Origin of the sequence: Microbacterium sp. LB12, from assembly GCF_037150835.1 — a bacterium.
Lineage (GTDB): Bacteria > Actinomycetota > Actinomycetes > Actinomycetales > Microbacteriaceae > Microbacterium.
Window position 1 is genome coordinate 58,618 of the sequence record NZ_JBBCPF010000002.1, and the last position, 24,572, is coordinate 83,189.

A 24,572-nucleotide genomic window follows, 5' to 3' on the forward strand; every position below is an offset into this window, starting at 1 on the left:
GCAATGACGCGGCACAGGGCCCCCTCTCAAGGAAAAGATGATGACAAACACCGACTACGAGCACGGCGTCGTGCCCCAGGACCAGCGCAAGAGCTGGCTGTCGATCGCCACCGTGTGGATCGCGATCGGCATCGACCTCTCCGGGGCGTTCCTCGGTGTCGCCCTCGCGTCCGGCATGGCCTTCTGGCCGGCGCTGGGCGCCACGATGCTCGGCTCGCTCCTGCTCGGGCTGCTCGCCATGGCCTGCGCCTACGTCGGCGCGGCCACCGGGCTGTCCACCGCGATGATCTCGCGGGCGGTGTTCGGCAAGATCGGCGGCGCGGTCCTCGCACTCGCGATCGCGGTCAGCCTGGTGGGCTGGTACGCCGTGCAGGCGGGTTTCTTCGGCACGAACGCCCAGATCGCGTTCGCCGAGTTCACCGGGATCGACGTGCCGGTGCAGGTGTTCACCGCGGTCGGCGGCGTGCTCATGGCGATCACCGCGTTCTGGGGCTACCGCTCGATCAACCGGCTCAGTCTCCTGGCGGTGCCTCTGCTGCTGCTCCTGCTCGTGGTCGGCGTGATCGTCGCGTTCGTCGTGAACGGACCGGCCGGCCTGGATGCTCCGGTCGCGGCGACGTTCACGTTCGGCGGTGCCGTGTCGCTCGTGATGGGCATCTTCATCCTCGGCGTGGTGCTCGCGCCCGACATGGCGCGCTGGGCGAAGACGCCGAAGCAGGCGATGATCGCCGGCTTCGTCGGGTTCTTCTTCGGCAACTCGATCATCCTCGTCGTCGCGATCCTGCTGGCGCGCATCATGGACGGCACCGAGCTGATGGCGATCTTCTTCGCGCTCGGCCTCGGCGGCGTCGCCGTGGTCGTGCTGATCCTCGCCCAGTGGACCACGAACACCACCAACCTCTACTCGGCCGGTCTCTCGTTCGCCGCGATCAGCGAGCGCCTGAGCCGACGCACCGTGACGATCGTGCTCGGTGCCATCGGCATCGTGGTCGGCGTGATCGGCGCCGCCGACTACTTCGTGCAGTTCATCCTCGTGATCGGCACCATCATCGCCCCCTACGGCGGCGTGTACCTGGCCTCGTTCTTCACCGGACGCAAGACCGCACGCTGGGCGCACGGCGCCACCGTGCCGCTGGTCGACGGGTGGTCGATCACCGCCTGGGTCATCGGCATCTTCGTCGCCGTGGCGACCACGAATCCGCTCGACGGTCCCGGTTTCGGCTGGTTCACGCTGACGACGATCTCGGCGCTGGACGGACTCATCGTCGGCTTCGTCGCCTACCTCGCACTCCTGCCGCTGCGTCGCCGTGTCCGACCGGACGCCGTGGCACCCGTCGCGGACGATGCGGATGCGGAAGCCGCGCGGTTCGACGACGGGGTGAACGCATGAGCGGCGTGATCACCGAGGCCGACATCGACGAGATCGCTCTTGGCGCCGCGGTGCTCGGCACCGGCGGCGGTGGCGACCCCCACGTCGGGTCGCTGATCGCCAAGCGCCTCATCCGCCTGCACGGACCCGTGCCGCTGATCGCGGTCGACGAGCTGACGGACGACGACTTCGTGGTGCCGATCGGCGGGATCGGCGCGCCGTCGGTGAGTGTCGAGCGCATCCAGGCCGAGTCCGAGCTGCTCGCCGCGCTGCGAGCGATCGAACGAGCCGTCGGCCGCACGGCCACCGCCGTGATGCCGATCGAGGTCGGGGGCGGGAACTCGATGATCCCCATCGCCACCGCCGCTCTCGCCGGCCTGCCGATGGTCGACGGCGATGCGATGGGTCGGGCGTTCCCCGAGGCGCAGATGGTCACCTTCCACCTGGCCGGCTACGGTCCGGGCGCGACGGTGCTGGTGGATCACCACGGCAATGAGGTGGTGAGTCGTCCGGTCGACGGCGGCTGGTCCGAGCGCATCGCACGGGCGGTCACGGTCGAGATGGGGGGAGGGGCCACCATGATCGACTACGCCTACGGCGGTGCGGTCGTGCGCGAGTGCGCCATCCCCGGCACGATCGGCCTCGCCCAGCGCATCGGAGCGATCCTGCGCGGACGGGACGCGGCCGGACGTGAGCTCCGCGACGACGAGCGCATCGACGCCCTGTGCGCCGACCTCGCCGCCGTGCGGCTGTTCGACGGCAAGGTCGCCGACCTGCAGCGCGCGGTGGACGGCGGTTTCACCCGCGGCGCGGCCGAGCTGGTCGGCGTCGGTGCCGACCGGGGGAGCGGGTTCCGACTCGACTTCCAGAACGAGATGCTCCTCGGGCGGCGTGACGGCGTGCTGGCGGCAGTCACACCCGACCTGATCGCGGTGCTCGACCTGGCCACCGGGATGCCGATCACGACCGAGTCATTGCGCTACGGCGCCAGGGTCGCGGTCATCGCGATCCCCTGCCATGAGAAGTGGCGCACCCCGATCGGGCTGGAGACGGCGGGACCCGCTCACTTCGGCTACGACGTCGACTGGGTGCCGGTCGAGGACATCGCGCAGGCTTCCCGCCCGCGCACGACGGACGAGGAGGCCGCGTGATGGGCGGCGCATATCGCATCGGCATCGACGTCGGAGGCACGAACACCGACGCCGTAATCCTCGACGAGCACCTCGAGGTCGTGGCCTCGGTCAAGCGCCCCACCACGGTCGACACGGGAGACGGCGTGGCGGCGGCCATCGATGCGGTGCTCGCGGCATCCGGCGTCGACGCCGCCCTGATCGGGCACGCGATGCTCGGCACCACGCACTGCACGAACGCGATCGTGGAGCGCCGCGGGCTCGGCCGTGTCGGCATCCTCCGCCTCGGTGCACCCGCGACCACGGCTGTTCCCCCGCTGGAGGGGTGGCCGGACGACCTGCGCGCCGCGATCGGCGACCACGCGCACCTGCTCGCCGGGGGCTTCGAGGTCGACGGACGCCTGCTCTCCCCGGTCGACGAGGACGCCGTGCGGGCGGCCTGTGCGCAGATGCGCGGTGAGGTCGACGCGGTCGCCGTGGTCGGCGTGTTCTCGCCTATCGACGAGAGCCAGGAGGAGCGCGTCGCCGCCATCGTGACCGAGGAGCTCGGCGTTCCCGTGTCGCGGTCGGCGCGCATCGGCTCGCTGGGGCTGCTCGAACGCGAGAACGCGACCGTGCTGAACGCGGCGCTGATGCAGACCCTGCGGCAGATGGCCGCGGGTTTCGTCGCGGCGCTGCGCGAACGCGGCATCCCGGCCACGCCCTACTTCGGCCAGAACGACGGCACGCTCATGCAGCTCGAGTACGCGCTCGAGTTCCCGGTGCTGACCATCGGCTGCGGCCCGACGAACTCCATCCGCGGCGCCGCGCACCTTTCCGGTGCGACCGACGCGCTGGTGGTCGACATCGGCGGCACCACGACCGACATCGGCGTGCTCGTGGACGGTTTCCCCCGGCAGTCCGCGCACGCGGTGGAGATCGGCGGCATCCGCACGAACTTCCGCATGCCCGACGTGCTGTCGGTCGGGCTCGGCGGCGGCACGATCATCCGTGAGACCGCGGCGGGAGCGACCGTCGGCCCCGACAGCGTGGGCTATCGGCTGCCGCAGGAGGGACTGGCGTTCGGCGGGAGCACCCTCACCGCCACCGACATCGCGCTCGCGGTCGGTGGCGCAGAGATCGACGGGATCGCAGCTCCCGAGGTGCCGGCGGGCATCGGTGCCGCGGCCTGGAACGCGATGCGGGAGATCCTCGAGGACTCGATCGACCGGATGAAGCCCAACGCCGCACCGGTCCCGGTCATCCTCGTCGGCGGTGGGGGCATCATCGCCCCGACCGCACTCGGCGGCGTCGCGGAGCTCATCCGCCCCGACCACTTCGGTGCGGCCAACGCGGTGGGTGCGGCACTCGGCGAGGTCGCCGGGCAGATCGAGAAGATCTACCGCGTCGATTCGGCGGACCAGCGGGCCTCGCGGGCGGATGCTGCGGCCGAGGCCACGGAGCGGGCACGGCTCGCGGGCGCCGATCCTGCGACGATCGAGGTCGTCGCGGTGGAGGAGCTCCCGGTGGCCTACTCCGACGGCACCGCGGTGCTCATCCGCGCCAGGGCCGTGGGGCGCCTGGCCGCCTGAATCCTCGCTCAGACCCCGGCGGCCGGGGCCCGCGTGGCCGTGGTCTGCCCGGCGGCAGCGAGCCATCGCAGCGCGTCCGTCTCGTGGTCGCGCAGCCAGTGTCCGCCCTCCGGCACGATCCGCAACTCGGCATGCGGAAGGACGTCGAGCCAGGCGCGCCCGTGCGCGGCCGGGACGAGCACGTCGGCACCGCCGTAGACGAGCACCGTGGGCGCGGTGATGGCCGCTGGGTCGAACGCCCAGTCCCGCGCGAACAGGGCCAGGTCGTCCTCGACCCATCCGTCGATGCCCTGCGCCGCCCACTCGGTGGCCTCGACCGACTCCTCGTGCTGCACCTCGGGGCGGCCCAGAACCTCGCGGTCGCTCGCGGGCAGTCGCTCGAACCACTCGTGCAGGGCATCGGTGCCGTCGCCGAGCGACCGCAGATGCGCGGTCAGCACGGCTTCTCCGCGGCGGGCGGCATGGATCTCGGCGACCGTCTCCTCGACCATCCCGGTCGCAGCGTCGAAGCCGAACAGCGCGGGGCCGAGCCCCACGTCGATGCACAGCGCCGACACCCGGTCGGGAAGGAGCGCGGCGGTCGCGGCGGCATGCGGACCGCCGCCGGAGGTGCCGATCACGGCGAAGCGCTCGGCACCCGCGGCATCGGCGATGCGGCTGCTCCACTCCGCGGCGTCCGCGACCGTGCGTCCGGGCACCGTGGGGGAGGCGCCGTAGCCCGGGCGGTCGTACGAGCACAGGCGCACCCGGGCGTCGGACGGGCCGCGCCATCCGCCCGGCACCGCGATCGAGCTGCTGGGGGTGCCGTGATGGAACACGACGAGCGAACCGTGGGGGTCGCCCCATTCGCGCACCAGGATCTCGCCGGCGTCGGTGGGCAGCCGGAACTGCCGCGTCCAGGGCGCGCTCACGAGAACTCCAGCACGTCACGGGGCAGGGAGGACAGGAACCGGGGTCCCGTCTCCTCGAACACCACGGTGTCGACGAGGATCAGCGAGGTCCACGACTCGAAGTTCGTGACCAGGCCCGCCTCGATGACGTCGTCTCTTTCGTCGTCCATGCTCCAGGTGAACTCGCCGACGAAGTCGGCCGGGGCGACCGACAGCCCGAGTTCGTACGAGGCCGAGCCGGCGTCGGGTACGCCGCTCTCCGCGAAGTAGGAGCGCAGCGCGCCGATCAGTACGCGCCAGGGCGTGCCCACCGCGCCGTGCTGCTGCACCACGTCGTAGGCGCCTGCCGCGATCGCGATCTGCCGCCTGTCCTCGTCGGAGACGCGACCGAACATGAGCGGACGGGTCGCCCTGGCGTGGTAGCCGTCCACCGACGACGCCATGTCGGGATGCACGACGGGGCCGGAGCCGAGAGTGGTCGCGCCGCTCAGACGGTGCAGGGCCGAGACCGAGGAGCCGGCGGCGACCGTCTCGTGCAGAGCCGCGGGCTCGCCGCCCGCCCGCACCATGCCGAGCGAATACAGAGCCCAGGCTTCGAGTTCGGTCGTCTCCGGGGTCGCCTGCGTCTGGATGGCGCGGATCCCGGCATCCGTCGCGGCCTGCGCCCGCTCGATCTTCTCGATCTCGGCCGGACTCTTCCGGCGGCGGATGCCGCGGAACGGCAGGGTCACGTCGACGATCCGGAATCCGAGGCCGTCGAGCATCGCGTCCACGACATCGGCGACCGCGGGGCTGGGGATGCAGCTCCACCGCTCCATCCCCACGCGCGTGCCGGCCCAGGGGCGCACCTGCGCGGCGAGGAAGGAGACGTAGTCGTCGAGCGAGGCCTCGTGCATCGACGAGGAGGTCGGGAGGGTGCGGATGTCCTCGAGCACGGTCGAGGTGCGGGCGAGTTCCTCGTGATAGCCGGCGTCGATGATGAACGGGGAGCCGTCCGTGACGTGCACGACGATGCACTGCGCGGGCGGCATGGAGGTCGACGTGTGCTGGCGGTACCAGCGGCTGCGGTATCCGGTGAGCCAGGCCATGGTGTCGGGGGCGGTGAGGATCGCGACCGTGACGTCGGCGTCCGCCATCGCGCGCCGCATCCGCTCCAGGCGGTCGGCGTACTCGTCCCGGGAGAAGGGCAGGTGTGCGTCATTGCTCATCCGACCATCGTCCGGGTTCGGGGGTCGGTCCCGCCTACGACACTCGTCGTGTTTTCGGTGGCAGGATTCCACGTCTGTCGAAACCGCCGGATGCTCCCGATCGGATTGACTCTCTCCAACCCGACGCCGCGATGCGGCATCCCTTTGCACCGATGGAGGCGCAATGACCGTCAGCAGCCCGCCCAGCGCTCCCCCGGCCGCGCGCACCCTCTTCGGCCTGCCGCGCACCATGTACCCGGTGGCGGGGTTCGCCGGATTCGACGCCCTCGCCTACTACGGCATGCAGACGATCCTCGTCTACTACGTGTACTTCGCCGTGAGCGACGGCGGCCTCGAGCTGTCGCCGTCCGTCGCCATCGCCATCGTCTCGACGTACGGCGCCGCCACGTTCCTCGCCACGATCTTCACGGGCTGGCTCGCCGACAACGTGCTCGGTGCCGGCCGCGGGCTGAGGTGGGGCGCGGTGCTCGCGCTCGTCGGCTATCTCGTGCTCGCGTTCGTGCCCGGCCATGTCGGCCTGGCCGCAGGCCTCATCGCGATCGCGTTCGGCGCTGCGTCGATGTGGGTCAGCGAGGGTGCGGTGCTGGGCGGGACGCTCAACGCGCACGAGTCCAAGCGCGAGTCGGGCTTCACCATCTACTACCTCGGGAGCGCGGGCGGCGCCCTGGTCGGCATTACCCTCACCGGTGTGCTGCAGAGCGGACTCGGCTTCCGGATCGGCTTCCTCGCCTCCGCGGTCGCGATCCTGATCGGACTGCTCGTGTACCTCCCTTTCCGCCGCGGCACCGAGGCCACGGCCCCGGTCGTCGGCGGCAGCGGAGTGCACGGCTGGGCGCTCGCCTGGCCGATCATCGCGGTCGTCGTGGGGGTCGCGGTCGTCATCGGCACGGTGTCGCTCGGCTGGAACCCCGCCACGTTCGTCGGCGCCGGCGCGCTCGTCGCGGCGATCGGCATGCTCACGAAACTGCTCACCCGCAAGGACCTCGACCGCGAGCACCGGCGGCGGGTGCTGCACTACCTGCCGTTCTTCTTCGCGACCGGCATGTTCTCGATGCTCTACCAGCAGCTGTACACGACGGTCGCGATCCACTCGGAGGCGAGCACCGACCGCGTCATATTCGGCATCCAACTGCCGCCGTCCGCGGTGCTGGGCATCGCCCCCTTGTGCACCATCATCGTCGCCCCGATCCTCGCCACCGTGTGGGGGGCCCTGGGGGAGCGTCAGCCGTCGCTCGCCGTGAAGTTCGCGGTCGCGTTCGCTGGTTGCGCGATCGGGATGGGGTGGCTCGCCGTCGCCTCGGGCACGGGCGAGCTCACGCCGATCATCGTGCTCGTGTTCATCGTGTTCGTGTTCGGGGCGTCCGACGTGGTCGTCTCGCCGTCCGGGCTGTCGCTGGCGAGCGCCGTCGCCCCGGTCGGCTTCGAGACCCGCATGCTGTCGGTGCACTACCTGTCCGTTGCGATCGGCATCGCCGCGGCCGGGGTCGCCGGAGAGGGGTTCAGCCCCGGAGTGAACGAGACCGGCTACTTCGCCGGATTCGCCATCGTCGGCGCCGTCGTCGCCGTCGTCATGATCGTCGTGCGGATCGCCTTCGGGCGACGCCTCGTCACGACAGAAGAAGGAGAGATCGTCCGATGACCGCAGCGGGGAACACCGTCCGCACCATCCGCGCCGGAGCCGTCGCCGACGTGCTCACGGGTGAAGTGCTCACCGACCACGCCATCCTGATCGATGGCGAGCGCATCGCCGCCGTCGAGCCCTGGTCGCCGTCCCGGCATGGCGGAGGAGACGTGCTCGACCTGAGCGAGCACCTGGTCGCGCCGGGACTCATCGATCTGCACACGCACCTGGTCGGCGAGCTGGAGCGGGGAAGCTACAGCCCGTTCCTCACCGGATCCCCCGCACGGGATGCGCTGCTCGGGGTCAAGAACGCGCGCGCAACGCTGCGTGCCGGGTTCACGACTGTGCGCGATGTGGGGAGCTTCCGGGCGTTCGTCGACGGCGACCTGCGCGACGCGATCGATGCCGGCATCGTCGAAGGACCGCGCATGGTGTGCGCCGGCGCCTACGTCACGGTCTCTTCGGGCGGAGGAGAGATCACCGATCTCGCGGTCGACATCGAGCTGCCGCAGTCCTACCGCTTCGGCGTGGCGGACTCGGTCGACGAGGTGCGTTCGGCCGTGCGGCGCATCGCCCACCGCGGGGCCGACGTGATCAAGATCATCACGACCGGAGCCGTCTACGCCTCCGGCACGATCCCGGGTGCCCCCGAGTACACCGAGGCCGAGATCCGCGCCTGTGTCGAGGAGGCCGCGCTGTACGGGCTGTTCGTCGCCGCGCACGCGCACGGTGAGGAGGGGGCGCTGCGGGCGATCCGGTCGGGCGTGCGCACGATCGAGCACGGCACCCTGCTGGGAGAGGCCGCGATGGCGGCGATGCTCGAACACGGCACCTACTACGTGCCGACGACCTACCTTCTGCAGTGGGTCGAGGAGCACGGCGAGCGCGAGGGCTACCCCGCCGGGGTGCAGGAGAAGACGGAGTACGTGGCCGCCTCGGCCCGTGCCGCCGTGCGACTGGCGATCGAGGCCGGCGTGCGCATCGCCTACGGCACCGATGCGATCGTGTTCCCGCACGGTCGCAACGCCGGACAGCTCGCGGAGTTCGTGGAGTGGGGCATGACGCCGATGCAGGCGCTGCAGTCGGCGACCACGGTCGCGGCGGACTGCCTCGGGCGCTCGGCGGACGTCGGCGCGATCGCACCGGGCCGATACGCCGACCTGGTCGCCGTGCCCGGAGCGCATCTGGAGGCCATCGACCGCTTCTGCGACGTGGCCGCCGTGGTGAAGGGTGGGACGCTCGTCGTGTGATCGGGGCGCCGACCGGCCCCGGCGTAGGATCGGAGGCGTCTCGCCGGTCAGGTAGCGGAGGCCCGATGTTCGACACCGTGCAGGAGACCGTCGATCGGCTCGCGATGTCGCTGGGCCGGTCCGTGGTGCTGGAGGACGCCGAGTTCGTGCTGCTCGCCAGCAGTGCGCACTACGACGACCTCGACCCCGCGCGGCTCCAGACGCTCACCTCGCGCCGCCCGACCGACGCTCTCGCGACCGAACTGCGACGTCGCCGCCTGCACGCGCAGCTCGTGCCGCGGGTGCTGGAGCCGCTCCCGCAGCTCGGACTCGAGCATCCGCGTCTCGTGATCGCCCTGCGCTCCCGGTACGGGGTGCTCGGGTTCCTCTGGATCACGTTCGTCGAGCCGTTCACGCCGAGCGAGGCGTCGCTGGTGACCGAGACGTGCGAGACCCTGCGCGCGCTGCTCGTGAACATCTCGCAGTCGATCGAGGCGGTGAACGCGGAGGTCGAGTCCGAGATGCTCGGCCTGCTCACTCCGGACGCCCCGAGCCGTCGTCATGCCGCGAGCGAGCTCATCGACCTGGGCATGTTCACGCGGTCGCGCCGGTTCGTGGCGCTGTGCCTGTCGCTCAGTGCAGAGTGGGCGCCGTGGGGAGGGCCGCCGCCGCGTGAGGTCATCTCGCACGCACTGCTGCGCGCCGTGACCACCCCGATGATCGACGCGTACAGCTTCGTGCCGACCGCGCCGGAGACGTTGATCCTGATCGGGTTCCGCAACGAGCCGACCCCGGCCGCGATCGACGGCATGGTCGCGGCGATCATCCGCGAGACGGATGCCGCCGACGTGCAGGAGCCGCTCGCCGCTGTGCTCGGCATCGGCGCCCCGGTCGGTGAGCTCGCCGATGCCTGGGAGTCGTACGAGCAGGCGCTGGTCGGCGTGCGGGTGGCCCGATCCCGCGGCACCCGGGCGGCGTCGTGGAGTGCCGATCCGCTGGCCGCATCCATCGTGACTCTCCTCGCCGATGAGCCGCCGCCGCACCTGCTGCCCGAGCCGCTGCGGCGCCTGGCGCAGGCGCCCGCGGACACCATCGCCCTGTTCGAGGCCTACATCGCGCACGGTGCGCGGGTGACCGAGGTGGCCGACCGGCTCGGCGTGCACCGCGCGACCGTGCACTACCGGCTGCGTCGCGCGGCCGAGTCGATCGGAGTGGACATCGACGACGACGACGCGCGCTTCGTGATCGGGGCGTGGCTGCGGCAGCGGTCGCTGCGCCCCTGACACCCGGGTCTTCCCGAGGTCGGCGGGGAGTGCTTGCATGAGCAGATGGAGCGGGAGCGGCGGCTGCGGGACGAGACGAGGGCGGTGTGGGCGACCGTCGGGTGCTTCGTGGTCGGTGTTGTGGGCGGCGCTCTGATCCTCGGTGGCGGGTCGCGACCGCTCACCGGCGAGGGGTCGCTTGCGATGCCGGCGGCCGTGATCGCGGGGCTCGTCGCTGCCGCCGCGTTCCTCACGAGCACGCTGATGCACCGCCGCGGTGAGACCGCGCCGATGCCGCGCTGGCAGGCGACGGTGTCCGACTTCTCCGCGCTCGCACTGACGCTCGCGTTCGGTGCCGTCACGATGATGGGGGTGCTGCTCGCGACCCAGGTGCTGTCCGCGGGATTGGAGGGGCTGCGGCTCGCGGCTCTCGGCGGCGGACTGCTCACGGGCGTGGCGGCCGCGGTCGGCGGGCGCTTCGCGTTCGGCGCCGGTGTCGGACTGCGCACCGCCGACCTCGCCGCCCTGCTGTTCGGCTTCCTCGTGATCGGCACGCTGTTCGCGATGGTGACGGCCGCCGATCCGCGCTGGTGGGAGGCGAACTTCTCGCAGCTCGGCTCCGGCTCCTGGGCGTTCAACGGCACGCTCGTCGTGGCCGGGCTCCTGATCGCGACCGTCGGCTCGTACATCGGGCGGGACCTGCACCGCATGCTCGGCGACGCCGCTCTCGGGCGCATCGCGGGCGTCGTGGCACTGTGGGCGGGCACGGGTGCCGCTCTCGCGGCGGTGGGTCTGCTGCCCCTGCATCGCGCGCCGGTGCCCCACGACATCGCCGCGTTCGCGACGCTCGTGCTGTTCGCCGCGGCGGCCGTGGCCACCGTGACCGCGATCCCCGCGACGCCGCAGGCTCTGCTGATCACCTCGATCGGGGTGGGACTGCTCGTCGTGGTGGCCGTGGTCCTGTGGCTCGGCTTCCGGCTGTACTCGACCACCGTGGTCGAGGCCGTCGTCGTGGGGCTCGGGCTGTTGTGGATGGCGACGCTGGTGCGGGTGCTCGCGATCCTGTCGCCCGATCGTTCGCGTCCGTCCGCGCGCCGTGCGCTCCTCCCGAGGCCGTCGTCGCGTCGGTGAAAGCCGGACCTCGCGCGCTCAGCTCCGGGAGCGCCGCCGGACGCTCGTGAGGGCGAAGCCGGCCAGCACGGCGCCGATCCCGACGATGAGCGCGATCACCGGGACCGCCCCGCCCGTCTCGCTGAGCCCTCCGCCGGACGGCGGCGCCGGTGCCGGGGTCGGGCTCGGGGGCGGGATGACGACGTCGCCGTCGTCGGGCGGGGAGACCACGGGTGGACCGTCGGGCGGTGTCCCGGTGTCGGTGGCGGTGTTGGTCACCTCTCCGGCCGCGACGTCGGCCGCGGTCAGCTGGTAGGTGGCGGTGCAGTCGATGTCCTCACCCGCGGCGAGGGCGACGTCGCCGTTCGGGGTGTCGTCGGGCCCGCACGTGATCGGACCGAGCGTGCCGGTTCCGCTGAAGACGCCCTCCACCACGGTCACGTTCGTGAGCGGCAGGTTGCCGGTGTTCGTCACATGGAATGTGTAGGTGATGGTGTCCCCGACGGCCGCGGCGGTGGTCGGGTCCGCAGTCTTCTCGAGCGCGATCGCCGGTGTCGGCGGGATGATCACGTCGCCGTCGTCTGGAGGCGATACCACGGGTGGACCGTCGGGCGGTGTCCCCGAGACGGTGGCGGTGTTGGTGACCTCGCCGGCGAGGGCATCCTCGACGGTCAGCTGGTAGGTCGCGATGCAGTCGGTCTCGGCGCCGATCGCGAGGTCGAGGTCGCCGTTCGGGATGTCGAACAGGCCGCAGGTGATGGCGCCGAGCGTACCCGTGCCGCTGAACGCGGTCTCGTTCACGGTCACGTTCGTGAGGGGCAGGTTGCCGGTGTTCGCGACGTGGAACGTGTAGGTGATGGTCTGGCCGACGGCGGCGGCGGTGGTCGGATCGACGCTCTTGTCGAGCGTGATTGCCGGCGAAGGCGGGATCGTGACGATGCCGTCATCCGGCGGCGACACCACCGGCGGACCGGCCGGAGGGAATCCGGATGACGTCGCGGTGTTGGTCACCTGCCCTGCCACGACATCGGCGAGGGTGAGTGCGTATGTCGCCGTGCAGTCGATCTCGCCGCCGATCCCGAGGTCGACGGCGCCGTTCGGGATGCTCGTCGGGCCGCACGCGATCGGGCCGAGAGTGCCGGTGCCGCTGAAGGCGGTCTCGTTCACGGCCACGTCGGTCAGCGCCACCTCGCCCGTGTTCGTGACATGGAAGGTGTAGGTGACGACGTCGCCGACAGCGGCGGCGGTGGTCGGATCGACCGTCTTCTCCAGGGCGATGGACGGCGTGGGGATGTCGACGACGCCGTCGTCGGGCGGTGAGACGACCGGCGGGCCCGACGGCGGCGTCCCGGTGGCGGTGGCGGTGTTCGTGACCTGGCCGGCGGTCACATCGGCCGGGGTCAGCTGGTAGCTCGCGGTGCAGTCGATCTCCGCGCCGATCGCGAGGGCGACGCTGCCGTTGGGGATGCTGGTGGGTCCGCAGGTGATGGCGCCCAGGGTGCCGGTGCCGCTGAAGGCGGTCTCGGTCACGGTCACGGCGGTGAGGGGGAGGTTGCCGGTGTTGGTCACATGGAAGGTGTAGGTGATCGTCTCGCCGGCGAGCAGTGCGGTGGTCGGCGACACCGTCTTGTCGAGCGCGATCGCCGGGGCGGGCGGGATCGTCACGATGCCGTCGTCCGGCGGCGAGACGACGGGAGGGCCGGCCGGCGGAGTCCCGTTCGTGGTCGCCGTGTTCGTCACCTGCCCGGCGACGACGTCGGCGAGAGTCAGGGTGTACGCCGCGGTGCAGTCGATCTCCGCGCCCGGCGCGAGAGTGACGCTGCCGTTGGGGATGCTGGTGGGTCCGCACGTGATGGCGCCGAGGGTGCCGGTCCCGCTGAACGCGGTCTCGGTCACGGTCACGCTCGTCAACGGCACGAGGCCGGTGTTGGTGACGTGGAACGTGTAGGCGATGCTGTCCCCGACGGCCGCCGCGGTGGTCGGTGTCACGGTCTTGTCGAGTGCGATCGATGGTGTCGTGACGAACTGGGCGGCGACGAGGTCGAGCCCGCCGGTGGTGTTCGCGTCGGTGGTGAGGTTCCAGGTGGGTGGGTTCATGCTCGTCTCGTCGTTGCCGACGAGCGCGATCCCGTACACGGTCTGGCCGGCGGTGATGCCGAGTTCGGCGAGGGAGATGTAGATGCCGCGGATGTTCTGCCCGGACGAGGTGTCGCTCGGGTGCCACACCGTGTCGGTGACGTCTTTGCGGAGGATGGTCGAGCTGACCGAGGGGATCAGGTTCGCCGCCCCTCCCCAGGCGGCGACCGTGACCGGCAGGACCGGCCCGAACGCGGTGGGCGTGCCGTCGCCGGCGACCGCGGTGATGGCGGCCATCTTGAACGCGTCGTTGCCGCCGCGCTCGGCGATGATGACCCCGGTGCCCGCCGGGTCGATGGTCGAGAACGGCTCCCGCTTCACGTCGAGACGCTCGATGTTGTTGACGTTCGCGCCGCCCGCGTTCGCGAAGACGTTGTCCGCGCCGTCGGTCAGGACGTTGTCGGAGAGCACATCGAACATGGTGCGCGATCCCGGATCCGACCCGAGCACGTTGTAGTGCGTGCCGGTGTCGACGCTCCAGATGATCTGCCGGTCTGTGGTGACGGTCGCGTTCGGCACGCGCAGGGCCGTGATGGTGCCCGCGTCCACACCACCGCCCGCCGTCGGGACGAACTCGAACGTGCGACCCCCGATCGCGTAGGACGTGACCACGCTGCTGTTGCCGGAGCCGTAGTTCACCGTCACGGGAGCGCCGCACACGGGGATGCCCGATCCGCACGGGACGCCCGTCGTCGTGCTGACCGTCGAGGGCGTTCCGGCTTGGGGGACGAGCACCGAGCCGGAGACGGGAGTGATCGCGGCCGCCGGTGCCAGCCCCAAGAGAGTCACGGCCGTCACGGCGAGAGCTGCCGCCGCCACGCGCAGAACAGGCTTCTTCATTCGACGTTCCTTCATCAGAGACGAACCGAACCCCAGCGACGCCGCTGATCGTACTCCCGGCCGCACACGAGCGGAAGAGCCGTCTGCCGGCACCGGATCGGGAAGGCCGGGCCGGAAGATAGGGCATCTGCCCGATGGCAGCGACCCCCCTCAGAGCGGACTGTAGGGATACAGCGAACCCTTGAGGAGAACCCATGTACGAGCACCCGTACCTCAGCCGCCAGATCACCCGTTTCGAGCGGGAGCAGATGGAGCGTGCGGCAGCACAGCGCCGCCTCCTGATCGAGCACGCCGACCAGGTGCGACTGCGCCCGGAGGGGGCGCTGCGCCGGATGGTGCGCCGTCTGTCCGGCGCGACCGGCGCCCGACCGGCGGCGTCGCGCACCGACAGCGTGTGCGACGCGACGGCGGCGCACGCCCGGTGACCGCGGTCGTCATCCCGATCGGGACGCATGCCACCGCGGATGTCGGCGCGGGGTGGGACGATGAGTCCATGTCGTCTTCCGTCTCGAGCGCGCCGATGGTCGGCCGCGCGGCCGAGCTCGCCGAGGTGCGTCGGCTGTTCGACGCCGCGCGCGACGGCGTGCCCGCAGCGCTGCTCGTGGAGGGTGAGGCCGGCATCGGCAAGTCCCGTCTGGTGCGCGAGTTCGCCGAAGAGGTCGGGCCCACGTCCGACGTGCACGTGGGGTGGTGCCTCGATCTGGGTGCGGCGCGCACGCCCTACGGCCCGCTCACCGGCATCCTGCGCTCGATCGTCCTGCGCATGGGCGTCGAGCGGGTACGCGAGTCGGTCGGGATCGGTGCCGAGGCGCTGGGCATGCTGCTGCCCGAGCTCGTCGACACACCGACCGATCGTGAGCGCACGAGTCCCGAGCGGCTCCGCGATGCGATCGCCTCCCTCATCGAAGCAGCGGCCGAGCGCGCCCCGCAGGTCCTCGTGGTCGAAGACCTGCACTGGGCCGATGAGTCGACGCTCGCGATCCTCTCGTTCCTGCTGCGGGCGCTCGGGCGAGGGCGCATCCTGCTGCTCCTCACCTGCCGCACCGACGATGTGCGCCGCGGCGATGCGGTGAGCCGTTTCATCGGAGAGGCCACCAGGGCGCGGCTGCTGCAGCGTCTCACGCTCGGCAGGCTCGACGAGACGGCCGTGCGCGAGCTCGCCGAGCAGATCACCGGGCAGCCGCTCAGCGAGTCGGCGCTCGGTCGCATGCAGGAGCGGGCCGAGGGCGTCCCGTTCTTCATCGAGGAGATCGCCGGATGCTCCCAGGGCGCGCTTCCCGTCAGCCTCCGCGACCTCCTGCTGGCCCGCTTCGACCGCCTCGGCGACGACGCTCGTCGTGTCGTGCAGGTCGTCTCGGGTGCCGAGCGCCCGCTGACGCACCCGCTGGTCGTCGAGCTCGTCGATCTCCCGGAGCAGCGGCTCGACGAGGCGATGCGCGAGGCCACACGCAGCGGCATCCTCGTCGTCGTGGACGACGAGTACCGATTCCGGCATGCGCTGCTGCGCGAGGCCGTGCACGACGACCTGCTCCCCGGTGAGCGGGCGCGCCTGCACCGCTCGTACGCCGAAACGCTCGAAGCGCAGTGCGCCGGCGCCGACAGCAGCGACTCCGCAGCGCTGGCGTACCACTGGCAGCTCGCGCAGGACGATCGTCGAGCCCTCATCGCCGCCGCCGATGCGATGCGCCACGCCAAGACCCGGTACGCGTTCGCGAGCGCCGCGCGTTTCGGGGAGCTGGTGCTCGGGCTGTGGACCCAGGTCGCCGACGCGGCAGAGGCGGCCCGCATCGGGCGTCTCGACCTGCTGCTCGTGCTGGGTTCGATGCTGCGCAACGCCGGCGACGGCGAGCGCGCCCTCGCGGTGGTCAATCTCGCGCTCGACGAGGTCGACCCGGCGACGGTCGATGCGCGTCTGCACGCCCGTCTGCTGCGCGACAAGGCGTACTACATGATGAACCTCGGTCGCCCGGGGTCGATCCCCTTGCTCGAGGAGTCGCTGGCGGTGCTCGGCGATCGCGTCGAAGACGATCGGCTGCACGCCACGATCCTCAACGCGCTCGCGAGTCGCCACATGATCGGCGGCCACCTCGACCTGAGCTTCGCGCTCGCGGTCGACGCGGGCGCGCTCGCCGACCGAGCGGGCTCCGACGACGAAGCGTCGATCGCCGCGAACATCAGGGGGGCGTCGAACGCCCACCGGGGTCGCATCGAGGAGGGCATCCGCGACTACGACCGCGCCAGGACGCTCGCGCGGGGGTCGACCGCCGAACTGAAGTACCGGGTGAACTTCTCCGACCTGCTCACGCTGCTGGGCCGCTACCGCGAAGCCGTGCAACTGGCGGAAGACGGCCTCGCGCGCTCGCGGACCTACGGCGTCGAGCGCACCTCCGGCTCGGTGATGACGCAGAACATGGCGGTGCCGCTGCTGGAGCTCGGCGAGGTGGAGCGCGTCGAGGAGATGCTCGCCCGCGAACTCGCGCAGAACACGCTGCGGGTGTTCCGCATGTACACGACGATGACGCGCGTGCGCGTGCTGTCGTGGCGGGGGCGTCACGGGGAGGCGGCGGAGCTGCTGCGGGAGTCGCTGCCGGCATTCGAGGAGACGGGCACGGTCGAGCGACAGATCTGGTACGACACGACGGTGATGAAGGTCGCGGTCGCCGAGAGCAGCGGCGATCTGGAGGGGGCGCTCGGCGCGATCCTCGACATGCTGGCCGACGAGGGCCCGACGCTGCTGCACCAGCGGCGCCTCCTGTTGCAGGCGGGCTGGATCATCGCCGAGCTGCGGGCATCCGGGGCCGACGTCGCCGATGCCACCGCGACGGTGCGCGCGGCGTGGTGCGATCAGACCGCCGAGCTGCGGGAGTCCCTCTGGACCGTGATCCTCGATGCGTTGCTGACGCCCACGGTCGAGTCGCTCGAGGCCGCGGTCGCGCTCGCCGACGCCGACGACGTCCCGGTGACGTTCCGGGCGGTCACCCGTCTGGAGCTGGCGCGGCTGCGCGTCAACGGCGGCGAACGTGCGGCGGCGAGTGCGCTCCTGGCCGACGCGACGGCGATCGCGGAGCGCCTGGGGCACGTGCAGTTGCAGGATGCGGTCGCGGCGTTCACGGCTGCGGCGGGTCTGCGCTCTGCGTTGCCGGCGGCCGACACCGACCCCCTGACCGCGCGAGAACGTCAGGTGCTCGAGCTGATCGCGGAGGGTCTGAGCAACCGTCAGATCGGGGAGCGGCTGTTCATCAGTGTGAAGACGGTGAGCGTCCACGTCTCGGCCGTGCTGCGGAAGCTCGGCGTCAGCACCCGCACCGAGGCCGCCTTGCGGCAGAAGGAGTCCGCGATCCCGGTTGCGCGTCAGCCCGCCGTGGTAGCGTGACAGTGCGCGCGTGTCGGATGTTCCGGTGCGGCGTAGGCCGTGTCTCACGGCTAAGTCAACAGAAAGTAGAAACACATGGCCACTGGCACTGTGAAATGGTTCAACGCGGAAAAGGGCTTCGGCTTCATCGCTCCCGATGACGGCTCCGACGACCTCTTCGCCCACTACTCGGCGATCGTCGGCTCCGGTTTCAAGGAGCTCCGCGAGAACCAGAAGGTCGAATTCGACGCTGAGCGTGGCCCCAAGGGCATGCAGGCGGCGAACATCCGCGCTCTCTGAGCGCGCGCTGACTTCCTGAAGCCGGCCGGATCCTCACGGATCCGGCCGGCTTTTTGCGTGGGCTCGGCTTGGGGCACGTCTGACCCTCTGTTAGATTAGGCCAGGCTTACCAAACCTGCTGGCGCTCTGCGCCGTCGTACCCCACCCTCCCCACACCGAAAGGATCGCCCGTGCGCACCTCTCGAATTCTCGCCATCGGCGCCGCCATCGCCCTCGCCGCCGGCCTCTCCGCCTGCGCATCGTCCGCGCCGGAATCGACGGCCACCGGTGGAGGCAACCCGGCCTCCGACGACGCCTTCCCCGTCACGGTCGAGCACGTCTACGGCGAGACGACCATCACCTCCAAGCCCGAGCGCGTCGCGACCGTCGCCTGGGCCAACCACGAGGTGCCGCTGGCTCTCGGCATCGTCCCGGTCGGCATGAGCAAGGCCGCGTGGGGCGACGACGACGACAACGGCGTGCTGCCCTGGGTCGAGGACAAGCTCGACGAGCTGGGTGCCGAGACCCCGGTGCTGTTCGACGAGACCGACGGCATCGACTACGAGGCTGTGGCCGACACCGAGCCCGACGTGATCCTCGCGGCCTACTCCGGCCTCACGCAGGAGGAGTACGACACCCTCTCCAAGATCGCTCCCGTCATCGCCTACCCGAAGGTCGCCTGGGGCACCTCGGTCGACGACATGATCGAGATGGACTCCAAGGCCCTCGGCCTCGAGAAGGAGGGCAAGGAGCTGATCGATCAGCTGCACGCCGACGCCCAGACGGCGCTCGAGGCGAACAGCGTGCTGAAGGACAAGAAGGTCCTCTTCTCGTACATCGACCCGACCGACCTCAGCCAGATCGGCTACTACACGGCGATCGACACCCGCCCGGGCTACCTGCACGACCTCGGTCTGCCGTTCCCCTCGATCGTCGAGGAGAACAAGGACAGCAAGGAGTTCTACCTCACCGTCAGCTCGGAGGAGGCGCAGAAGTTCGACGATGTCGACCTGTTCATCACCTACGGCGACGAGTCGATCATCCCGCTGCTGCAGGCCGACCCGCTGCTGTCGAAGATCCCGGCCATCGCCGAGGGCCGCATCGCGATCCTTCCTGACGCCACGCCGATCGCGGCATCCGCGAACCCGTCGCCGCTGTCGATCCCGTGGGGCCTCGGCGACTACTTCGCGCTCCTGGCTGCGCCGCTGTCGAAGTAGCACTCCGTTCCGCACCTGCGGACTGACAGCTCCGTGACCTCGACAACCGTCATCGCACCAGCACCGGGAGCCGCAGACCTGCGGCGCCCGGTGCTGGTGCGCACACTCTGGCTGCTCGCCGGGGGCGTCCTGCTCCTCGTGCTCAGCATCCTGTCGATCTCGTTCGGCGTGCGAGCCGTCTCGTTCGACGACATCACGGCCGCCCTCGCCGGCCACACCGACACGATCGCGCAGGCCGCGATCGTCAAGCGGATCCCCCGCACGGTCCTGGCGCTCCTCGTCGGCGCGGCGCTGGCCCTGTCGGGGGCCGCGATGCAGGCCGTGACGCGCAACCCGATCGCCGACCCCGGCATCCTCGGGGTCTCCAACGGGGCGTCGCTCGCGGTCGTGTGCGGCATAGCGTTCTTCGGACTCACCAACCCGTACGGGCAGATGGGGTTCGCGATCGCCGGCGCCGGGATCGCGGCCGTCTTCGTCTACACGGTCGGCTCGCTCGGTCGGGGCGGGGCGACGCCGCTCAAGCTCGCCCTCGCGGGTGCGGCGACTTCGGCGGCGTTCGCGTCGCTGATCAGTGCCGTCATGCTGCCGCGCGTCGATCTGCTGCAGACGTTCCAGTCCTGGCAGATCGGCGGCGTCGGCGGTGCCGAGTGGCCGCGCATCGCCCTCACGGCGCCGGTGCTCGCGGTCGGCGCACTCATCTGCTTCCTGTGCGCGCGGGGCATGAACTCGCTCGCGCTCGGCGACGAGATGGCCAAGGGCCTCGGCGAGAACGTGTTCCGCACCCGGATGCTCTCGGCGCTGGGCGCGGTGATCCTCGCGGGTGCCGCCACCGCGATCGCCGGTCCCATCGGCTTCGTCGGTCTGATCATCCCGCACGTGTGCCGCATGCTCATCGGCACGGATCACCGCTGGCTGCTGCCGTTCTCGGCGGTCGCCGGTGCCGCGCTGCTGACCGCGAGCGACATCGTGGGCCGGGTGATCGCGCCGTCCTCGGAAGAGGTCCAGGTCGGCATCATCACCGCCCTCATCGGCGCCCCGTTCTTCATCTGGATCGTCCGACGGCAGAAGGTGCGTGAGCTGTGAGCACGACGGAGCACACCCTCGGCCGCGTCGACGAGCCGGCGTCCGCCCGCATCGCGCGCATCGTCGCGGGTCGCCGATCCCGTCACCGTCGGCATGCGGTCGCGACGATCGTCCTCGGCATCCTCGTGTTCGCCCTGTTCGCCACCGCACTCATGGTGGGCAACACCTTCTACACGCCCGATGAGGTGATCAGGGTGATCCTGGGGGAGACGGTGCCGGGCGCCTCTTTCACGGTGGGCGATCTCCGGCTGCCGCGCGCGGTGCTCGCGGTCCTCACCGGCATCGGCTTCGGCATGGCCGGCGTCTGCTTCCAGACGATGCTGCGCAACCCGCTCGCATCTCCCGACATCATCGGCGTCTCGGGCGGTGCCGGTGCCGCGGCCGTGGCCGGCATCGTGGTGCTCTCGGCCAACGGCCCCGTGGTCTCGCTGCTCGCGCTCGGGGGTGCACTCGTCACGGCGCTCGTGATATACCTGCTCTCCATCAGGGGCGGCTTCGCCGGCACGCGCCTGATCCTCATCGGCATCGGCGTCGCGGCCATGCTGCAGAGCATCACCTCGTACATGCTGTCGCGCGCCGCGAACTGGGACATCCAGACGGCCATGCAATGGCTGACCGGGAGCCTCAACAACGCCTCCTGGGAGCGCGTGCTGCCGATGGCGATCGCGGCGGCCGTGATCGTGCCGCTCATGCTCTCGCAGGGGCGCGCTCTCGGGGCGCTCCAGCTCGGCGACGATTCCGCGGCGGGCCTCGGCATCCGGGTCAACACGACCCGCCTGCTGCTCATGCTCGGCGCGGTCGCACTGCTCGCCTTCGCCACGGCGGCGACCGGCCCGATCGCCTTCGTCGCGTTCATGGCGGGTCCGATCGCCGCGCGCATCACGGGCCCGGGCGCGAACCTGCTGCTGCCCTCGGCGTTCGTCGGAGCCGTGCTCGTGCTCGGCGGCGACCTGATCGGCCAGTTCGCCTTCGGCACCCGCTACCCGGTCGGCGTCGTCACCGGCGTGGTCGGGGCGCCGTACCTGATCTACCTCCTCATCCGCACCAACCGCTCCGGAGGTTCGCTATGACCGTCTCGCACTCGCTGTCCGCGGCGGGGGTGACGCTCGCCTACGGCGACCGCACCGTCATCGACGGCCTCGACCTGCAGATCGCACCCGGGCGCATCACGACCATCGTCGGGGCGAACGGATGCGGCAAGTCGACGCTGCTGCGCTCGCTGGCCCGCCTGCTGTCGCCGACCGACGGCCAGATCGTGCTCGACGGCAAGTACGTGCACGCCCGGCCGACGAAGGAGGTCGCGCGGGTGCTCGGTCTGCTGCCGCAGTCGCCCGTCGCGCCCGAGGGCATCGCGGTCGCCGACCTCGTGGGCCGGGGACGCCACCCGCACCAGAAGATGCTCGCGCGCTGGAGCTCGCACGACTACGAGGTGGTGGCCGACGCCCTCGACGCGACGGGCACGACCGAGCTCGCCGACCGCAGCGTCGACGAACTCTCGGGCGGTCAGCGCCAGCGCGTCTGGATCGCGATGGCGCTCGCGCAGGAGACCGACATCCTGCTGCTGGACGAGCCGACCACGTTCCTCGACGTCGCGCACCAGGTCGAGGTGCTTGACCTGCTCACCGACCTGAGCGTCTCGCGCGGCACCACCATCGTCATGGTGCTGCACGATCTCAACCTCGCGGCACGCTACGCCGACGAGCTGGTCGCCATGAAGGACGGCCGGGTGCACGCGACGGGCGCCCCGCAGGACGTCGTCACCACCGCACTCGTCGAAGAGGTCTTCGGCCTCGCCAATCAGATCACCATCGACCCGGTCTCCGGCAAGCCGATGGTCACACCCATCGGGAGGCACCATGTCCGCTGAGACCACCACGACCGAGCGTCCGACGTACATCCTCACGCGCGCCGAAGTGCGGGCCGTCTCGCGCATCTCGCCCTCGTTCGTGCGGGTCACGTTCGGCGGCGACGAGCTGAGCGAGTTCGGCACCCCCGGCGAGGTGTTCGACAGCCGCATCAAGCTGGTGTTCCCACCGGCGTCGGGCGTGCTCCCCGAGTTGGATCGGGCGTCGGACAACTGGTGGCAGACGTTCCTCGCGGTGCCGGAGGAGGAGCGGGGATCCATGCGCACCTACTCCGTGCGCGAACTGCGGGTCGACGACGCGACCGGCACCGAGGTCGACGTGGACTTCGTGCTGCACCTCGAGCCGGGGCTCACCGGACCCGCGTCGCTGTGGGCGAGCGACGCGGCGGTTGGGAAGGAGCTCTACCTGGTCGGACCGCGTCGCGGTGTGGGCGTCGACGCGCACGGCGGTGCCGAGTACGCCCCGGGCGCCGCGCCGTCGGTCGTGCTCGCGGGCGACGAGACCGCGGCGCCGGCCATCGCGCGCATCCTGGAGGACGCCCCGCGTGACCTCCGCGGTGTGGCCTTCATCGAGGTGCCGTCGCCGGCCGACATCCTGCGCATCGACGTGCCGACCGGAGTCGAGGTGCACTGGTTGCCGCGCGACGCCGGCGAACCGCACGGTCTGCGGCTGATCCCTGCGGTGCTCGCGCATCTCGGCGACGCGGATGCCGCGGAGGAGCTTCAGGTGAAGGACCTCGAAGGCGAGGATCTGGTGTGGGAGACGCCGGAGTACTCCGGTCTCGGCGAGGACATCGCCGCCACGGATGCGCCGGCCGACCGCTACTTCTGGATCGCCGGCGAGAGCGGTGTGGTCACCACGCTGCGGCGGCACCTGGTGAAGGATCTCGGCATCGACCGCTCGCAGGTGGCGTTCATGGGCTACTGGCGCCGCGGCGTCGCGATGCGCGGCTGAGCCGCGTCACCGCTGCGGCACCGGGACGTCGACACCGCCCTCGACGGTCAGCCGGTCGCCGACCTTCAGCAGGGTGGGTGCGGCGACGAATCCTCCGGCGAACAGGGCTTCGCCCTGCTGGAACCGCGGCGACTGCATCACCATCGCCGGCGGGGCGAATCCGAACACGTCGGCGAGCTCGGCGAGGTCGAGCGGTGAGCTCATCCGCATCAGTGCCAGGTTGTCGCACTGGCTCAGGATGTTGGGGTGGATCTTCGACGGGCGCTGCGTCGACAGCAGCAGCCAGAGGCCGAACTTGCGTCCCTCCGCGGCGATCTGGATGATCCGCTCGCGCACGGCCACGTGGAGCGGGGAGTCGGTGTCGGGGGAGCAGAGGTTGTGCGCCTCGTCGATCACGATGAGGATCGGCCGTCGACTCTCCCGCTTCTCCCACAGGTCGTCGAGGACGGAGAGCGCGACGACGAGCGACTCCTCCGGGTAGGAGAAACCGCCGAGGTCGAGAACGGTGGCGTCGGGGCGCTCATCGATGATGTCGGTCACGGCGGCGTCGTCGAACGCCCAGATCCGCCAGTCCTCCAGCCGGAGGTTCTCGATCCGGTCCGCCAGGGTGAGTGCGGGCGGCGTGCCCCGTTCGCGGAGTCGTTCGACCACGGTCCCCGACGCACGACTCACATCCGTGACCTTGAGGTTCACCAGCTCGTTGTACTCCGCGCGGTCGGCGAGCGGATCCATCCGCAGCACGGCGGCCTGCGAACGCAGCGACAGCGACCGGAACCGCACATGGATGTCGTCCGCGTCGGCGGACGGGCCCAGCACCCGGATGTCGCGGGCGCCGAGGGCCGCGACATCCGCCGCTGCGGCCGAGGACGGCGTCACGCGGTGCTCGCGCAGGCGCACGAAGTCCGCGTTCGGGTCGAAGATGACCATCGGGAGGGCGGTGTGCACGAGCAGCTGCTCCAGCAGCACGCCGAGGGCGTAGGTCTTGCCCGATCCGCTCTGCCCGCACCAGAACGTGTGCCGGTTGAAGCGGTGCGAGAGCACCCGTGCCTCGTTCGCGGGGTTGCCCAGCAGGGTGCCCATGCGCAGGCTCGTCGGCGACTCGTCGTACACGACGGCCGTGGCGGCGGCGTCGGCCTCGGTGACGATCGCGCGGGAGAACCCGATGCTGCGCCGCCGGTCGAGGCGTCCGTCCGTCAGCTCGCCGAGCACGGTGCCGACGCCGTGCACCGTGCCGTCGTCGGTCATGCGCAGCGATTCGATCTGACCCAGCCGGGTGCGCCGCGACTCCACGAGGTGCACGAACATGCCGATCCCGAAGGTGGCCTCGACGGGGGCGTCGAAATGGAACTCGCGGCCGTCCAGCGAGTGCGCGATCGTGTCGTCGGTGTCCATCGAAGGCCTCTTCCCCTGAAGTGCGATCCCGTCGCGCGTCGGTCCCGCTGGCGCTGATCCGACG

19 protein-coding genes are annotated in these 24,572 nt (G+C 70.9%); 15 read left to right on the forward strand and 4 right to left on the reverse strand.

All coding sequences use genetic code 11. The features are described 5' to 3' along the window. Positions 1–40 precede the first annotated feature (40 nt). From WFM69_RS04805 to WFM69_RS04815, 3 genes are read left to right on the forward strand one after another with little or no spacing between them, the layout of a single operon-like run. The gene (locus WFM69_RS04805) at positions 41–1,390 is read left to right on the forward strand and encodes a cytosine permease (RefSeq protein ID WP_337002228.1); all 1,350 of its coding nucleotides are present in this window, start codon (positions 41–43) and stop codon (positions 1,388–1,390) included. Further along, on the forward strand, positions 1,387–2,520 hold the full coding sequence (locus WFM69_RS04810) for a DUF917 domain-containing protein (RefSeq protein WP_337002230.1): 1,134 nt from the start codon (positions 1,387–1,389) through the stop codon (positions 2,518–2,520). The genes WFM69_RS04805 and WFM69_RS04810 overlap by 4 nt, the downstream gene beginning before the upstream one ends. Next, a complete protein-coding gene (locus tag WFM69_RS04815; protein WP_337002232.1) occupies positions 2,520–4,070 on the forward strand; it encodes a hydantoinase/oxoprolinase family protein in 1,551 nt (516 codons plus the stop codon). Before WFM69_RS04810 ends, WFM69_RS04815 begins: the two co-directional genes overlap by 1 nt. A gap of 8 nt (positions 4,071–4,078) precedes the next feature. Here the strand turns inward: WFM69_RS04815 and WFM69_RS04820 are convergent, their stop codons facing one another. After that, positions 4,079–4,981 (reverse strand): alpha/beta fold hydrolase, encoded by a 903-nt coding sequence (locus WFM69_RS04820; protein WP_337002233.1) that lies wholly within the window; start codon positions 4,979–4,981, stop codon positions 4,079–4,081. Beyond that, positions 4,978–6,168 (reverse strand): M24 family metallopeptidase, encoded by a 1,191-nt coding sequence (locus WFM69_RS04825; protein ID WP_337002234.1) that lies wholly within the window; start codon positions 6,166–6,168, stop codon positions 4,978–4,980. The genes WFM69_RS04820 and WFM69_RS04825 overlap by 4 nt, the downstream gene beginning before the upstream one ends. A 163-nt stretch (positions 6,169–6,331) precedes the next feature. On the opposite strand from WFM69_RS04825, the gene WFM69_RS04830 reads away from it, so the two are divergent. From WFM69_RS04830 to WFM69_RS04845, 4 genes are all read left to right on the forward strand, one after another. After that, positions 6,332–7,807 (forward strand): oligopeptide:H+ symporter, encoded by a 1,476-nt coding sequence (locus WFM69_RS04830; RefSeq protein WP_337002236.1) that lies wholly within the window; start codon positions 6,332–6,334, stop codon positions 7,805–7,807. Next, a complete protein-coding gene (locus tag WFM69_RS04835) occupies positions 7,804–9,039 on the forward strand; it encodes a metal-dependent hydrolase family protein (protein ID WP_337002238.1) in 1,236 nt (411 codons plus the stop codon). Before WFM69_RS04830 ends, WFM69_RS04835 begins: the two co-directional genes overlap by 4 nt. Positions 9,040–9,104: 65 nt before the next feature. Beyond that, positions 9,105–10,301 (forward strand): PucR family transcriptional regulator, encoded by a 1,197-nt coding sequence (locus tag WFM69_RS04840; RefSeq protein ID WP_337002240.1) that lies wholly within the window; start codon positions 9,105–9,107, stop codon positions 10,299–10,301. A 33-nt stretch (positions 10,302–10,334) separates the two neighbouring features. Continuing rightward, positions 10,335–11,411, forward strand: a complete 1,077-nt coding sequence (locus tag WFM69_RS04845) for a DUF998 domain-containing protein (RefSeq protein WP_337002242.1) — start codon at positions 10,335–10,337, stop codon at positions 11,409–11,411. Positions 11,412–11,429: 18 nt separating this feature from the next. On the opposite strand, the gene WFM69_RS04850 is transcribed toward WFM69_RS04845, so the two are convergent. Continuing rightward, a complete protein-coding gene (locus tag WFM69_RS04850) occupies positions 11,430–14,366 on the reverse strand; it encodes a beta strand repeat-containing protein (RefSeq protein ID WP_337002244.1) in 2,937 nt (978 codons plus the stop codon). A 194-nt stretch (positions 14,367–14,560) separates the two neighbouring features. Between WFM69_RS04850 and WFM69_RS04855 the strand changes: the two genes are divergently transcribed. The 8 genes from WFM69_RS04855 (at position 14,561) to WFM69_RS04890 (ending at position 23,116) form a co-directional block, all read left to right on the forward strand. Then, a complete protein-coding gene (locus WFM69_RS04855; RefSeq protein ID WP_337002246.1) occupies positions 14,561–14,791 on the forward strand; it encodes a hypothetical protein in 231 nt (76 codons plus the stop codon). 68 nt (positions 14,792–14,859) lie between these two features. Continuing rightward, entirely contained in the window at positions 14,860–17,739 is a 2,880-nt protein-coding gene (locus tag WFM69_RS04860) for a helix-turn-helix transcriptional regulator (protein WP_337002248.1), read from the forward strand. Positions 17,740–17,814: 75 nt separating this feature from the next. Beyond that, positions 17,815–18,018, forward strand: a complete 204-nt coding sequence (locus tag WFM69_RS04865; protein WP_337002250.1) for a cold-shock protein — start codon at positions 17,815–17,817, stop codon at positions 18,016–18,018. Positions 18,019–18,188: 170 nt separating this feature from the next. Then, positions 18,189–19,214, forward strand: a complete 1,026-nt coding sequence (locus WFM69_RS04870) for an iron-siderophore ABC transporter substrate-binding protein (protein WP_337002251.1) — start codon at positions 18,189–18,191, stop codon at positions 19,212–19,214. Between the two features lie 33 nt (positions 19,215–19,247). Then, positions 19,248–20,297, forward strand: a complete 1,050-nt coding sequence (locus WFM69_RS04875; protein ID WP_337002252.1) for a FecCD family ABC transporter permease — start codon at positions 19,248–19,250, stop codon at positions 20,295–20,297. Further along, a complete protein-coding gene (locus WFM69_RS04880) occupies positions 20,294–21,367 on the forward strand; it encodes a FecCD family ABC transporter permease (protein ID WP_337002253.1) in 1,074 nt (357 codons plus the stop codon). Before WFM69_RS04875 ends, WFM69_RS04880 begins: the two co-directional genes overlap by 4 nt. Further along, complete coding sequence (locus tag WFM69_RS04885; RefSeq protein ID WP_337002254.1) at positions 21,364–22,164, forward strand: ABC transporter ATP-binding protein; 801 nt, start codon at positions 21,364–21,366, stop codon at positions 22,162–22,164. Before WFM69_RS04880 ends, WFM69_RS04885 begins: the two co-directional genes overlap by 4 nt. Further along, positions 22,154–23,116, forward strand: coding sequence for a siderophore-interacting protein (locus WFM69_RS04890; protein WP_337002255.1), 963 nt, complete (start codon positions 22,154–22,156; stop codon positions 23,114–23,116). The genes WFM69_RS04885 and WFM69_RS04890 overlap by 11 nt, the downstream gene beginning before the upstream one ends. Positions 23,117–23,122: 6 nt before the next feature. On the opposite strand, the gene WFM69_RS04895 is transcribed toward WFM69_RS04890, so the two are convergent. Then, on the reverse strand, positions 23,123–24,508 hold the full coding sequence (locus WFM69_RS04895) for an ATP-binding protein (protein ID WP_337002256.1): 1,386 nt from the start codon (positions 24,506–24,508) through the stop codon (positions 23,123–23,125). Positions 24,509–24,572 lie beyond the last annotated feature (64 nt).

Excerpts from the sequence above, each read along its gene's own strand:
- WFM69_RS04805 (WP_337002228.1), top strand. The coding sequence starts at position 41 with ATGACAAACACCGACTACGAGCACGGCGTCGTGCCCCAGGACCAGCGC.
- WFM69_RS04810 (WP_337002230.1), top strand. The coding sequence starts at position 1,387 with ATGAGCGGCGTGATCACCGAGGCCGACATCGACGAGATCGCTCTTGGC.
- WFM69_RS04815 (WP_337002232.1), top strand. The coding sequence starts at position 2,520 with ATGGGCGGCGCATATCGCATCGGCATCGACGTCGGAGGCACGAACACC.
- WFM69_RS04825 (WP_337002234.1), bottom strand. The coding sequence starts at position 6,168 with ATGAGCAATGACGCACACCTGCCCTTCTCCCGGGACGAGTACGCCGAC.
- WFM69_RS04830 (WP_337002236.1), top strand. The coding sequence starts at position 6,332 with ATGACCGTCAGCAGCCCGCCCAGCGCTCCCCCGGCCGCGCGCACCCTC.
- WFM69_RS04835 (WP_337002238.1), top strand. The coding sequence starts at position 7,804 with ATGACCGCAGCGGGGAACACCGTCCGCACCATCCGCGCCGGAGCCGTC.
- WFM69_RS04840 (WP_337002240.1), top strand. The coding sequence starts at position 9,105 with ATGTTCGACACCGTGCAGGAGACCGTCGATCGGCTCGCGATGTCGCTG.
- WFM69_RS04850 (WP_337002244.1), bottom strand. The coding sequence starts at position 14,366 with ATGAAGAAGCCTGTTCTGCGCGTGGCGGCGGCAGCTCTCGCCGTGACG.
- WFM69_RS04855 (WP_337002246.1), top strand. The coding sequence starts at position 14,561 with ATGTACGAGCACCCGTACCTCAGCCGCCAGATCACCCGTTTCGAGCGG.
- WFM69_RS04860 (WP_337002248.1), top strand. The coding sequence starts at position 14,860 with ATGTCGTCTTCCGTCTCGAGCGCGCCGATGGTCGGCCGCGCGGCCGAG.
- WFM69_RS04865 (WP_337002250.1), top strand. The coding sequence starts at position 17,815 with ATGGCCACTGGCACTGTGAAATGGTTCAACGCGGAAAAGGGCTTCGGC.
- WFM69_RS04885 (WP_337002254.1), top strand. The coding sequence starts at position 21,364 with ATGACCGTCTCGCACTCGCTGTCCGCGGCGGGGGTGACGCTCGCCTAC.
- WFM69_RS04890 (WP_337002255.1), top strand. The coding sequence starts at position 22,154 with ATGTCCGCTGAGACCACCACGACCGAGCGTCCGACGTACATCCTCACG.
- WFM69_RS04895 (WP_337002256.1), bottom strand. The coding sequence starts at position 24,508 with ATGGACACCGACGACACGATCGCGCACTCGCTGGACGGCCGCGAGTTC.